At 45.3% G+C, this 13,877-nt stretch carries 11 protein-coding genes and 1 pseudogene; 5 read left to right on the top strand and 7 right to left on the bottom strand.

All coding sequences use genetic code 11. From position 1 onward, the window contains the following. Positions 1–125 precede the first annotated feature (125 nt). Positions 126–1,904, top strand: a complete 1,779-nt coding sequence (locus tag AC3ITG_RS13385; protein ID WP_489254000.1) for an ABC transporter substrate-binding protein — start codon at positions 126–128, stop codon at positions 1,902–1,904. A 60-nt stretch (positions 1,905–1,964) separates the two neighbouring features. Here AC3ITG_RS13385 and AC3ITG_RS13380 read toward each other — a convergent pair. The 3 genes and pseudogenes from AC3ITG_RS13380 to AC3ITG_RS13370 all read right to left on the bottom strand — a co-directional run. Next, positions 1,965–2,981: pseudogene (locus AC3ITG_RS13380) on the bottom strand (FtsW/RodA/SpoVE family cell cycle protein); the annotation flags it as partial. 10 nt (positions 2,982–2,991) lie between these two features. Further along, positions 2,992–3,312 carry a permease prefix domain 1-containing protein gene (locus tag AC3ITG_RS13375; protein WP_489253999.1) on the bottom strand — a complete coding sequence of 107 codons (321 nt, stop codon included), beginning with the start codon at positions 3,310–3,312 and terminating at the stop codon, positions 2,992–2,994. Further along, positions 3,309–3,644, bottom strand: coding sequence for a PadR family transcriptional regulator (locus AC3ITG_RS13370; RefSeq protein WP_024631897.1), 336 nt, complete (start codon positions 3,642–3,644; stop codon positions 3,309–3,311). The genes AC3ITG_RS13375 and AC3ITG_RS13370 overlap by 4 nt, the downstream gene beginning before the upstream one ends. Before the next feature lie 299 nt (positions 3,645–3,943). Here AC3ITG_RS13370 and AC3ITG_RS13365 point away from each other — a divergent pair, with 299 nt between their 5' ends. Continuing rightward, positions 3,944–4,528, top strand: a complete 585-nt coding sequence (locus AC3ITG_RS13365) for a P-loop nucleotide/nucleoside kinase family protein (protein ID WP_489253998.1) — start codon at positions 3,944–3,946, stop codon at positions 4,526–4,528. A gap of 177 nt (positions 4,529–4,705) precedes the next feature. Here the strand turns inward: AC3ITG_RS13365 and AC3ITG_RS13360 are convergent, their stop codons facing one another. The 4 genes from AC3ITG_RS13360 to AC3ITG_RS13345 form a co-directional block, all read right to left on the bottom strand. Then, positions 4,706–6,856 (bottom strand): cytoplasmic protein, encoded by a 2,151-nt coding sequence (locus AC3ITG_RS13360; protein WP_489253997.1) that lies wholly within the window; start codon positions 6,854–6,856, stop codon positions 4,706–4,708. Between the two features lie 310 nt (positions 6,857–7,166). Then, entirely contained in the window at positions 7,167–8,132 is a 966-nt protein-coding gene (locus AC3ITG_RS13355) for a sugar phosphate isomerase/epimerase family protein (protein WP_489253996.1), read from the bottom strand. 174 nt (positions 8,133–8,306) lie between these two features. Continuing rightward, entirely contained in the window at positions 8,307–9,503 is a 1,197-nt protein-coding gene (locus tag AC3ITG_RS13350; protein WP_489253995.1) for an ROK family transcriptional regulator, read from the bottom strand. Between the two features lie 225 nt (positions 9,504–9,728). Continuing rightward, on the bottom strand, positions 9,729–10,568 hold the full coding sequence (locus AC3ITG_RS13345) for a YitT family protein (protein WP_064640909.1): 840 nt from the start codon (positions 10,566–10,568) through the stop codon (positions 9,729–9,731). A 376-nt stretch (positions 10,569–10,944) separates the two neighbouring features. Here AC3ITG_RS13345 and desA point away from each other — a divergent pair, with 376 nt between their 5' ends. The 3 genes from desA (at position 10,945) to AC3ITG_RS13330 (ending at position 13,841) form a co-directional block, all read left to right on the top strand. Next, the gene (gene desA, locus AC3ITG_RS13340) at positions 10,945–12,003 is read left to right on the top strand and encodes a Delta(5) desaturase DesA (protein WP_413377993.1); all 1,059 of its coding nucleotides are present in this window, start codon (positions 10,945–10,947) and stop codon (positions 12,001–12,003) included. A 93-nt stretch (positions 12,004–12,096) separates the two neighbouring features. Then, positions 12,097–13,245 carry a sensor histidine kinase gene (locus tag AC3ITG_RS13335; protein WP_413379610.1) on the top strand — a complete coding sequence of 383 codons (1,149 nt, stop codon included), beginning with the start codon at positions 12,097–12,099 and terminating at the stop codon, positions 13,243–13,245. Continuing rightward, complete coding sequence (locus AC3ITG_RS13330) at positions 13,242–13,841, top strand: response regulator (protein WP_413377991.1); 600 nt, start codon at positions 13,242–13,244, stop codon at positions 13,839–13,841. Before AC3ITG_RS13335 ends, AC3ITG_RS13330 begins: the two co-directional genes overlap by 4 nt. Positions 13,842–13,877 lie beyond the last annotated feature (36 nt).

Here is a 13,877-nt window from a genome sequence, read left to right as displayed (position 1 = left end):
CCTCCATTATCTTTCTAGGTTTAATTCTAGATGATAAAATAAGAATATAAATAGAAATTAAAAACGATAAAACTTCTTATTTTATTATATTGCATTAGCTACAACCTCCAGGAGGAATCAAAAACTTGAAATTACATCAGCAATATTTGCTGCTCCATAGCCAGTTTAGTCAACTTGTAGAGCATGAAGTAACGCTTTCTGACCTTGCGGAACTGCTCGAGTGTACACACCGTAACACATTAACAATCGTCAAAAAAATGATTGCCCAAGACTGGATACGGTGGGTGTCCCAGCGCGGACGTGGACGGCGTTCTACGCTGACCCTGCTTGTTCCGGCTGACCAAATTGCAGCAGAATACATGATGCAGGCCATGAATCGCCGGGAGTTGCAGCAAGCCGCCGAACAGGTTGGTGCTTATTCTAATTCTCCGACAATGCAAGATCATCTAAACCAGTGGCTGCTTGGTTATTCTGGACACCATACGGAAGCTGGTAGCCATTATGAGCGAATTGATACGCTCAGGTTACCGATCCGCCAACAACTGCATGCGCTTGATCCGCTTTTTATCAATTTGCTGGCAGAATCTTTTGTCACCAGTCATGTGTTCGACGGGCTGGTTCAACGTAATGAACATGGGGAGATTGTTCCTTGTCTGTCTCATACCTGGGATGTCAGTTCAGACCGGAAAACATGGTTCTTTTATTTGCGTAAAGGGATTACTTTTCACAATGGACACCTGCTGACTGCCGCGGATGTGGTGTATACATTTGAACGACTGCAATCCACAGAACGGCGGACATTATACCGCGATGTGAGCAAACAAATTCTATCGCTTGAAGCGACAGATCCCTTGACCGTTTCTTTCAAACTCAAGGCCCCTCACGAATTGTTTTTGCCCTTTCTTTCTACGAGCCGTGCAGCGATTGTTTCACAAGCCACGTACGGGCAACATAAAGATGGAGACAAGGTACCAGATGTACCGAACACCATGCAAAAGCCTATAGGAACGGGGCCTTTCAAGGTTACAACCTGGGATGATCACTTGTGCAGACTTGAAGCTTTTTCGATGTATTTTCAAGGCAGAGCCCATCTGGACCGAGTAGATATTCTACAAATTCCGTGGAGTGCTCCTGCACATTTGGATGAAAAACAAGATATCGAATCTCCTTTCTTCCACCTTGTTCATAATCCATCCTCGTCTGAGGGTAGAGACTGGACACAGATTAGTGCAGGCGTGATGGTGCGCAAATTACTCACTTGTAATACACAAAAAACCAGACCGCTAAGCGATCCGGGTGTAAGAGCACATGTTCAGGCATGTATTGCTGAATTGTATGGGAATGGCATGAATGAAAGTGATCAAGGAGATCAAGGAGATGCTGATATAGTGTTGACGAATGCAGGAAAATTGACTTATTCGTCTCAGCACCCCACCTTTGCCACCCCCATCTCCCTGCACGTCGCAACCATTCCTCAATATCGGATGGATGCCAGACGTTTGGCATCGTCATTGGAAATGTACGGCTTCACATGTACTGTCCGCATAGGCACGATGGAGCAATTCAAAGGGAACCTGAGACTGGAATCCGATCTGATTCTCTTCTCCCTGATTCGGGACCGGGACGAAGAATTGCGCAGATACGATCTTTATCTCACTTTATCCGAGCATCTGGATGACTCTTCCAAGAAGAGTGTACAAGAGATGCTACAAACAGTTGTTGCTTCGCAAATATCCGCAGACCGAACTGCCGAACTGGATCGGATTGAACAATTTTTGGTGCAGCAGAGTCTATTATTCCATTTAACTGAAAAACCTGTGGAGACTGCTTATCTGCCTTCCGTTCGTGGTCTCTCCTTCAACAGCCAGGGATGGGTAAACCTCCGGCACATCTGGTTCCCGTGAATGCTCGTTAAACGAGCATAACAACCCTTCGTTTCAGGGTACGGCTATGAATTTGGATGCTTATGAACTGATCATTGGGTCGGCATCCACCTTCTGCCGTATTTTTTCATTTCTCTTCGAAATGGTATCCTTCCGGCGGTAAATACCGAGAAGTAAACCGAGCATGGCATAATCAAACATCAGGTGATTTCCGTACCCAATAAAAGGAAAAGAAATACTTAGGATTGGAACCTTACCGGTGGTCATCGCCAACGAATAGATGATTTGCAATGCAAACATGGCGGTAATACTGACAATAATCATTCGACCGAAACCATCCCGAATGCGAGGAAGTATCTTCATCATACTGGCAACAAACCAGATGACACCCACCAATAACAGTATCCCGGCTGACCAGCCAAACACATCAATGAGCAGCACACCTGGGTAATTATAATAACTCGTTTTAAACATGTCGAACGTTGTATCAACCCCATTACCCCACCAGCCGGCTGATCGAATAATTTCAATAATGGAATAGTTGCTATAAGCACTCCCGTAAGGATCATCCTGAAGATTCAAAACGACAGTGAGCCTCTCCAGGCGGCCGTACTGATCTGCAAAAAACAATAACAATACAAAAATACTTCCTGTTACAACAGCACCTACGACTGTATAAAGCCATTTTCGCGTGAGCCAGCCAAATAAAATAATAGACATTGTGCCAAACAGAAACAAGCGAACCCAGTCCAACGTTTGAAACAATAGTACTGCGGGGAACGTTACCATCGCAATGTAGGTCAATATGGATTGCATATTACAATTTGAACGAAGCTTGTCCAGCATAATTGCACCTATAGCAAGTGGCACAATCCACACTGAAGCTGTGGTAAGGTCTATCGTTAAGCCAAATAAGCTCCAATACCTGCTATTACCATGAATATCCGTAGTTATCATTGGACTGATCCACAACATGACATTAAGTAGAATATAGATCCACCAGGCCGCTCTTTTCAACTTACGATAATCAAAGTAAATAAAGAACAACATCATCATTACACCTATAACGGTGTACACCACATGCCCCCGATATAAGGACTGATACTTTTCATCTGCGACATTCGTCGAAAATCCATATCAGTAACAGGCTAGTTATAGACAAACCAATTAGTCCAACTAACAGCCCCCAATGCATACGATGACGATGCAACCGGTGCATGCTTTTGCCCACCACTGCGGGATCACCCATCTGCTCAATGGCGTATGCAGCTGCCTCTTCCTGGCTCAGTCCCTCTTGCTCCTTGTCCAGCATCATTTCTTCCATGTGGTTGCCCAGTTCATCGCGCAGATCGGTATGTACTTCACGTGCCTTAACCTGACTACACAGTTGATCAAGATAATGTTTAATCTTCTCATGTCGATCCGTCATGTTAAGCCTCCCTCCCCAAGCACCCGATCCACGGCACCGCGGAATAAAAGCCACTCGGCTTTTTTATGCTGTAACGCCTCCACACCCTTGTCACAAATGGAATAATATTTACGTTTCCTACCTTCAACCTCCATCCAGTAAGACTCCACCCATCCCTCAAGCTCCATCGCGTGCAGAATGGGATATAACGTACCTTCTTTCAAATTAAACACACCTTCGGATTGACGATGGAGTTCCTTGATCAATTCATAACCGTAAAGTGGCTGTTCCTTCAGAAGCGTAAGAATCAATGTCTCCGTACTGCCTTTAATCATTTGTTTGTTTACCTGCAAAGCTGTCACTCCCTTTTGTTCATGCTTCCACGTCCAATAACAACAACCACTTTTACCAGACTTCTTAAAACTTCAACATGAACCTAATAAAACTACTTAGCTATATACATCGGAAATCTATGCATAGTAAAACTAGGTATAATATTACCTGATTCTTCCTTTTCTGTCTAGCTATCAATTGAAGGCGTTTATGATAAAATAAACAAGTCATTTCACACCTGAGGTGCCATTATGAATCTCTTATTCGTACTCACACATTACATATTCTTTCTATTCATTATGAGGAGGCAATTCAAACCATGAGCAAACTGATTTTCTTTCTTGGCGGGGCCGGGAGCGGCAAAACAACCCTTGCTAAAGCCCTCTCGCGTAAATATAAAGCTGCTTTTTTTGATATGGATATCCTGCTGCGTCCAGCTGCTGAAGCAATAATGACCCTGCAGGGACTCGATCCATCCGATCGGGATTCACCGGAATACAAACGGCTATGTCGTGATTTGGGATACCGTATTACGATGGATGCTGCACTGGACAACGTGCAATTGGGTATCGATACGGTTGTTGTAGGACCCTTTACCAAAGAAATCGGAACTCCGGACTGGATCGAGCAGGAACTCTCACAGATTGGACGTTCCCTGGATGATACAGATGTACGTGTGGCCTATATTTATCTTGCGAATGAAGCGTTGTATCGTGAGCGGATTACAGCCAGACAATCACCTCTGGATGAGTGGAAGCTGGAGAACTGGGATGCCTTCACAGCTTCACTTGCCCGTAAGCAAGTGGCCTGGCCGTTGCCCGCCTCAGCCGTGGCTTACATTGATAATTCAAATGAGAGCCCTGATATCGCTTTTGCTGAAGTCGAACAACGAATGTACGAATAAAATATGAAATGGAATGGAATGACCTTTAACTTCTGCATTCTCTTTCATGCTACTTATAGGCTTAGAAATATATAATCCACACCCAAAAGGGGTATTTGTCATGGTGACCCGCGCAGGTCCAACGTGACAAATACCCCTTTTACAATGATCTATGACCAAACATTCGAACCTACAACGTTACAAAAACTGCTTCATAATATACTCTTGCTCCAGAGGTGTAATCACGGTGCGCTCCACGGGTGGGCCTTCTGTCAGATACTCTGCTACTTCAGCCACACGATTGGATTCCAGTTCTGCTGTAAATACGAGATTGGCCATCCCTAATGTCTCAACCAATGTTCCCCGCGCTTTAGCATGAAGCATGAATAAGGTATATAAATCCGGTCGTTTCAACTCCGTCATTGCTCGAGCGATCAAAGCCAAATCGGCATTGTAGTTCTCCACCGGAAGATGCGCTTTAGGCTGTCTCTTTAAGCCAAGATCGCACCACAAAATGCGCCGCTCCTGTATATCAATAATGGCCGGAATACAAATACGGGAATCTGCCGTCAGATCAATTCGCTCCTGCACCGTTGAAGGTTCGAACATTTCATCCGACTGTGGCCCCTGACGCATCATCCAGCCAGCATAACACTCCGGCAAATCCTTAAAAGTATTATCCCTCAATGCGTTAACCATAATTACAATATAACGTGCCCCTAACCTAGAAACGGACGGCAAATGCAGATCCATATACCTCGCCGCTCCATCCAGTGCTGTCACCATAAACCCGCTATTTGCAGCTATATATTCATTCGATTGCAGATGATTCCGGGATGTTTGGTCCATATAACGCCAATCCTCATCATTCAGTACACTTGATAGATTGGTATCCACATGACCAGTTGGTTCATCACCCACCATGCCTTCCCTCCACCACAGGAAAAAGCGAACGGTATCTCCTGTGGGTAACGATATCCATGACGCACGCGATAGAGCTCGAAGGGATTCGCTTGCCCGACGTTTTCCCCATGGAACCGAAAACTCTTGAAGTCTTTCATCAATATAGACATTACCGAGTGGTGGAAGCACGGCAAACCGTTTCAACAGAGTATTCTCTACCGCAGATATTACCGTATGAACATCCTCAACGTTGAGAGGCGGCAGCGGCTGAGTGGAGACATACAGATTTGCCGTGTTGCCTTTTGGGAAAAAGCTCCTCCTGACCTGAAACTGCGTCCGTGTGCTGAAATGGGCCAACACTCGAAGCAGCGCCCTTGTCGATACCTTCTCTTCCACAGTTTCCATTTTGCCGATCACTTGCTGTACCGGAACACCGGAACGTATCATTCGGTCCAGCTGACCGATCATCTCTCCCGGACGTTCCGCAAGCGTCTCCACAATAAGCTGATTATCCATCTGTTCAAATGCCCGCTCCACTTTGCCATGAAAGGTAAGCGGTCGTTCCCCGCCTCGCAACTGGTCCAGCGCCGCTACTGCCCCTGGATAACGGTGTCGATACTCACCCGGATGCAGTCGTTCGGCCAATCTTTGCCAGCGCCCTTTATATCGAAACAAATCTTCCAACGGGTCCGAAACACTTTCCATTAAAGCAAGTATTACCCGACGTTCAGATCGAGTAAATGAACGGAAGCGGGTATTCTCCTTCAGACTGACATCTCCATCAGAACAGGCCACCGCCAGCCGCAGTATATCTGTTGCTGTGCGCAAATGCCGCTGGAATTGCTCCATCGAAGTCCGTCCCGCATTTAATAAAGCCGCACAATAAACGGCTGCATTTTCCCTCACAGGTATTTGCCCTGCCTCTGGCTCAAATGCGGCCCAGCCTTCGTATTTTGTTGCAAACCAGATCAACTGCTCTCTTGCAACTGGCGTTAACGAAGATTTTGCTGTAAGCAGGTCCTTTCCTACTTGGTAAAAATCTGCTTCACTGCCGAGATGAATCACACGCAGCCGCAGCTTGTTGAGCAGTAATATGCGCTGCTCCTGTTCAAAAGACTGCTGTCTCCAGCAATGCATCAAAGCATTTAAATAAAATTTACTTTCCTGAATATTCATTTTCCGCTTGGGAAATCTGGGATACACGAGGGTTTCCTTTAAATTGATTCCTTTTATCTGTCGAAGCTCGTCCATCAGTCGCTCGAACCAGGAAATGAATCTATCACGTTCCCAGGTGCTCAGCACATCTATCAGTTTCGTCGAAAACGTATATCCCAGCGATTCCAAATTTCTCAGTGCAGTCGCCAATATACGCACAGGCAGCTTGCCCTTGCGCTCTGCGATGATCACTTTCAAATTCCTGCTGAAATAGATTGAGAATAAGTCCATCACTTGTACTCTCCCACATGACGATAATATATTCAGCATTGGTATACTTGGCCTAGCTTGTGGCGGTTCTTCATATGTATGACACGGTCCAAAAACTAAAAAATCAGGGAAGCGGTACCCCTAATGCCATTGTAAGAGTTCAGAAGGAAGGGATACCATAGCCTGATTAATGCATATTATATCTTATAATTGCAGATTAGAGAATATCACATGGGGAAAGAGAGCGGCAGAATACCACTTAACCCGAAAGGTAAGATTATTCTGACCCGCTCTCTTTACGTTTATTTATCGTCGCTGTTCACTTGCCAGATTATCCGTGCTGACGTGCCGCTTGACGTCCAGCGATACGAGCTGTAATTAACCGGTGACTCTCATCAATCTCTCCCGGTGTGCAGGCTGCTTTCAACTCATATACTTTGACCGGAGAACGATCAATGATATCTAGGAATGAATCAAAAAACGCCATGTCCTTACTATGGATATAAGGACACCAATGATCCGACAAGCCTACCGTCTCATGAATATGGACCCCGACGACATGGTCGATCAATTCATTTGCTTCGCGTACATTATCATAGAGCCCCATTCGGTCCATCATCATGCCGTGACCGATGTCGTACCATAAGCCGAGGGGTGCCCCTTTCATACCGCGGATAAGTGCGCCCGCCTCCTGCAGCGTCGGCATCTGGTAACAGCGTGATCGGGTCTCAATGCCGAAATTCACTCCGTATCCGCGCTGTTCAGACAACTCACACACTTCTTCCAGACTCTCCTGAATCCGCTTCAGGTAATGTGCGCTACTCGCCTCACGCTTCTCCAGCATTTCTTGCCACAACGATTGATAGTCCGAGGAGTCCGGCCCTTGATCGTGATATATCTTTTTCAATGCTTCATCAATATTATATTCAAACGGCACCTCGCCTGGATGCACGACGACTGCCTTCGCACCATACCGGTGTGCATATTCAGCTGAACGGAGCAGCAGTTCAATGGCGCGCTTACGACGAGGCTCATCGTCGAAACCGAGCAGAACCGAGTCGGTTCCATAATCGGGATCAGCTACATGCGGAAATGTATTGTGCACACTGGATATGCCGATTTCTCCCCGTTCAATCATTGGTTCAATCGTTTGCAACAATTCGTCCGTCACGTTATAGTTTAGCTCCACCTGTCTGAACCCTAAGGATTTGATCTCCTCGATCATGCCTTGACCCATAGTATGACGTTTGATGTTCCAGCAAGTTGAAAATGAATATTCCTTTTTGTCGGTAAACATAGCTTTATCCTCCTAAAATGCGATGTTCAACCCGTTCAATGTCAGATGAATCTTCTCTATTTTTTAATCAGCCTAGCTGATGTTTAATTCAAATCTCATTTTGTTCCCGGTTAAGCCAATATCGACCTCGTCCGGTTCATCCAACTTACCTTTATAATTAATGAAGTAACGCTTTTATTCCAATGCCTCATGCTGAAGATTCAACATCGTCTGTTGCAAGGCTATCTGCACTGCTCCAGTCACTACAGCCCTCTCGCCCAGCTCTGAACAGATCAGTTCCGGCTTCGCCGGGAATTGATTTGATACGATCTGTCTGAGATGCGGCAATATCACATCCCCATTTCCCCCAATACCTCCGCCAAGTACAACGAGATGAGGAGCAAGGACGACACAGATATGCCGCAGAGCCGAAGCGATCATTTGGCTGTATTGTTTCAGAATCTGCAGAGCCTGCATTTCTCCATTTCGGGCAGCTTCGAACAGTTTCTCAGGAGTCATGTGTTTTCGAAGATCTTCTATACCAGAATGAGGGCCCTCAAGAAGACTTGCATCCAACTGACGCTTGGCCAGTTCCATCAAACCATCAGCGGACAGAACATCCTCCAATCGACGATCCTCTTCCAACAACATCTCCGCGAGCTCGCCTGTCAACCCGCCCATACCTCGTAGCAATTGTCCGTTCACCATGATGCCTGCACCTGTTCCAGTACCGATGGAGAAAAAAACAAACAGATTGGAATCCGCTGCGGCTCCCCTCCTGTACTCCCCCAGTGCAGCCAGGTTCACATCGTTCTCCAGGATCACTTCACACGGGAAGGCTTCCGACAATGATTCAAGCGAAAGCAACTTTTCCAATCCCTCTAACGGGGCAACGATTCGATCAATACCTCCAGATTCCGGCACTACAACACCAGGAATGCCAAAACCAATGCATTGGATCTGATCCCAGTTCAATTGGTTTTCCGTCAGTAATTCATCCATATGGCTTCGAAGCACATCAAGGATTCCCGCCCCTGCTCGATCTCCACTTTGACCGGATAACATTGGATACGTTCTGTAATCCATAATCTCACCATTCAGATCAGAGAGTGCGATCCGAATTCGGGTTGCCCCAATATCAATACCACAGACATAGTAAGCTGTTTCGTTGAATCGAATGAGTGTTGCTTTGCGACCCTGGGCATTGTCGGCTCTACCGGTTTCCAGCACCAGATTTCGTTCAATCAGATGTTCAATCGCCGACGACACCGTAGGTTTGCTGAGTCCGGTCTGACGACTGATATCTGCCCTGGACATCGCACCAGTTGCGATCAGCGCATCCATAATCAAATTCTCGTTCAGATTGCGGATATATTTCGGTGTGCCAGCCATTTTATCGCCTCCTTTTTATAGTTAGTTAAGTTTCTTAACGAATTAAATTTAATATATCATCGGCTTTAAAACGTGTACAGCTTTTTGTCTGTATCGGATGATATGATTTCAAAATCAAGGCCTGATCTCATCGTAATCATTCAATTTCGACTTTACATTATGTAAATCAAAAAAAGCCGCAGTGATAAACACCGCAGCTCCTTACTTCCTTATATATACGTTTCATTACGATTTGGACAATTCAATGAATCCTTCACCAAATACGTCACGCACATCATGGATCGTTATGAAAGCAATTTCGTCCTCCGCTCGCACAATCTTCTTCAGCATTGGAACTTCTTGTTTGCTAATGACAATATATAAGATCTCTTTCGGGTTCTTTGTATAGTAGCCATGACCAGACAGGACGGTGACTCCCCGATCCATCTTCTCAATGACCTGTTGAGCAATGGCATCCTGTTTGGTAGATATAATCGTAACTGCTTTTTTCGGATTGAGCCCTTCAATAATGAACTCCATCGTTTTAGTGCCGACGAACAACATGACAATGGTACACATCAAACCTTGCGGCCCTATAATGAAGAACGACGAGAATGCCACGATCAGATCGAAGAATAACAGTCCATAACTGATGTTCCAATCCAGATATTTATTGGCAAGCCGGGCCAGAATAACCGTCCCTGCTGTTGTGCCTCCTACTCTAACAATCATGCCGATACCCAGACCGGCAAATAATCCACCAAAAATAGTATTGATCCAGAGCTCGTCCGATGCGATCGTCCAGCTCTCGGTCAGGTGCAGAAACAGCGAGTTGAATACCACCGCTATAATGGTATACACCGTTGTCGTTCTGTCCAGAAACTTGTACCCCACAAGTAGCAAAATACCATTCAGGAGCAAGTTCATCAGTCCTGGAGACCATTCAAAAAGGTAATACAAAATAATTGTAATCCCTGTAACGCCGCCTTCAGCCAGATCATTCGGGATGACGAACAGGTTTACTGCAAGTGCAAACAAAAATGCACCCGCCATAATAAATAGAATATCTGTTATTCTTTTCTTCATCATGCACTCCATCCAATCCATCAGAAAATCAACCTATCAAGCAATTTCATAAGTTGTCATAACCACTCAATGATAGATTCTACCATGCCATGAGCAAAATTTGTATACATAATACAAATTGTTGCGCGAATTGTACAAAGGAATCTGAAATTACTGTTATTTTAGGCTCTACAGAGCATTTTCACTTCATCCACCCATGACAAATGTCATGGGTCATCATTGATATTCATCATTACACTATACTGACGTTTATGACTTACTGCACTGGACGCATTCTTATACAATGATAAAAACGCCTCACTTGGAGACATCTTCCTAGGAAGCGTTAGGTTATAACTGATTACAGTTATTGACCATTGAAGGAGGACGTACGTTTATGAGCAGAACCAAGGAAATGGCGCTAAAAAAAGAAGTTACCCCTTATGAGAAAAATAATCTTCGCCTGAGTATTCAACAATTAGTGAATTCCATACTGCCATTATTATTATTATGGGCCGCAGCGTACTTTAGCTTGTCCGTGTCCTACTGGTTAACATTTCCGATTGCCCTCGTAGCCTCGGGATTTGTACTTAGAACGTTTATCATCTTCCATGACTGCTGTCATGGTTCATTCTTCAAAAGCAAACGTGCCAACGACATTCTCGGCACGATTACAGGTGTATTAACCCTGACGCCTTACCTGCAATGGAAAAACGAGCATTCCATTCATCACGCAACCAGCAGCAATCTCGACAAACGTGGTGTTGGTGATATCTGGGTCATGACCGTTGAAGAATACAAAGCAGCTTCCCCTTGGGGTCGGCTTTTCTACCGTATTTATCGTAATCCGTTTGTCATGTTTGGTATTGGACCCATTTATGTATTCCTGTTCGCCTACCGTTTTAACCGTAAAGGTGCAAGACGCAAAGAACGTATTAATACTCACCTGACTACAGTGTTGATCGTAGCTCTTTATGCCTCCATGTGCTGGTTAATCGGCTGGCAGGCTTTTGTACTGGTGCAAGCACCCGTATTTTTCTTCTCCGGCTTCTTCGGTATCTGGCTGTTCTACGTACAGCATCAATTCGAAGATACGTACTTTGAACATGAAGATGAATGGAGTTATGTAAAGGCTGCTGTAGAAGGTAGTTCATATTATAAACTGCCTAAACTGTTGCAGTGGATCAGCGGCAATATCGGGTTCCACCATGTGCATCACTTGAGCCCACGTGTACCCAACTATTATTTGGAAGAAGCACATAATGCAACACCGCCATTGCAGAAGGCTACAACGATTACGCTGCGTTCCAGTCTGGCTGCCTTGCGCTTCCGTCTGTGGGATGAAGAATCCAAGCGATTCATCAGCTTCGGCGAGATCAAAACCTTATCCCGCAAGCCTTACGTTCAACCGCCTATTCGAGTAAACAAACAAGCGGGTCTGACAGAGAAGCCTTAACTCTGTCGGATTCGTTTTCTTGTATTCAGGCTAAAGTCATGCTACAGTCAGGCTAAGTTTGAGTACAATGCAAGTCCGAGGAGGAGAATTTTCATTCAAAAGTGGATGCAGCTCTTTTATAAAAATACAGGTTTAAATCCATATGTATGGCTCGTCTTTTTCATCCTGCCCTTCTATTATATTTCACAATATTCCAAATTGTGGCCCATGGTTGCGGGGATTTTCATCATTCTGTTCTTCTTTGTTTGTTATCTGCTTGCCTTCATCACAAAGGGCTGGCAGGTCTATATGTGGATTGGACTGTTGATCGCCATATCGATTACGATGACCATCGCTTATGATTATGCCTATTTCTCATTGTTTCTTGCTTTTTTTATTGGGAATATTAAAAATAAAGCCGGTTTCTTCACCCTCTATTCGGTGAACCTGGCAGCCAGTTTTCTAACTATTAATTATAGTTTCATCAAACAGAGCACCCTATTGCTCAGTCAGTTCCCGTTTGTATTCATTAGTCTCATGGCATCCATTCTGCTTCCGATCAGTACGTATAACAAAAATAAGCGTGAACAGTTGGAAGGCCAACTGGAGAATGCCAACAAACGGCTGGATGATCTTGTGAAAATGGAAGAGCGGCAACGTATCGCACGCGATCTGCACGATACACTTGGACAAAAGCTCTCTCTCATCGGTCTGAAAACCGATCTGGCGAAGCGTCTGCTCCGCATGAATCCTGATCAAGCCGAGATTGAGCTGAACGATCTGAGACAGACGGCCAGTACGGCCCTGAAGGAAGTCCGGGAAATGGTAACGACCATGCGTGGCACACAGCTGGTGGATGAACTGTTCCGTGCCGAACAGATTTTAAAGGCCGCTTCCATTGAATTTGTACTGGAAGGCAATCCGAAGTTGCAGGATACGTCACAACTAAATGAAAATGTACTCGGCATGTGTCTGAAAGAAGCCGTTACGAATGTCGTAAAACACAGTCAGGCAGCGGTATGCACCATCCGTATCGAGGAAACACTGTCCGATAATATAGTAACGGTTCAGGATAACGGAGTCGGAATCGAACGTACCCGCAAGCATGAACGGCGCGGTACCGGAATCTTGGGAATGAAAGAACGACTTGAATTTGTGAACGGTTGTTTGGATATTCGTTCCGGAGCAGACATGGATGGTACAGGCATTGTCATCCATGTTCCCAAACTGGTCCGCAAACCGATAAAGGAGGTTGAACAATGATCAGGATCGTAATCGCCGAAGACCAACGTATGATGCTGGGAGCATTGTCTTCCCTACTCAATCTGGAAGAGGATATGGAAGTGGTAGGACGCGCAAGCAATGGACAGGAAGCTCTTGCTCTAGTCAGGGAGCATACACCGGACATCTGTCTGATGGACATTGAAATGCCAGTCAAAAGTGGCCTGGAGGCCGCTGAGGAACTTAAGGGCTTGAACTGTAAAGTCATTATTTTGACAACCTTTGCCCGGACCGGTTATTTCGAACGTGCTTTGAAAGGCGGTGTACGCGGTTATCTGTTAAAGGATAGCCCAATCGAGGAACTGGCCGAAGCAATCCGTCAGGTCATGAATGGAAGACGTATTTTTGCACCCGACCTGGTGGACGAGGCTTATGTACAGGAGAACCCGCTGACCGAACGTGAAAATGCCGTTCTCGGCCTGATGGCAGACGGTAAAAATACAAAGGAAATAGCCGGACATCTATTTATTACGACCGGTACGGTGCGAAATTACATCTCTATTATCCTCAACAAGTTAAATGCGAGTAACCGCATTGAAGCCATTACCCGTTCCAAAGAAAAAGGGTGGTTTAAATGAAAGTACCGCTTTAACCCAATGAAACATAAATAAGCA

The sequence above is a fragment of the Paenibacillus sp. GL_099_B genome (assembly GCF_057835695.1).
This window is presented reverse-complemented; position numbering and strand designations above follow the sequence as displayed.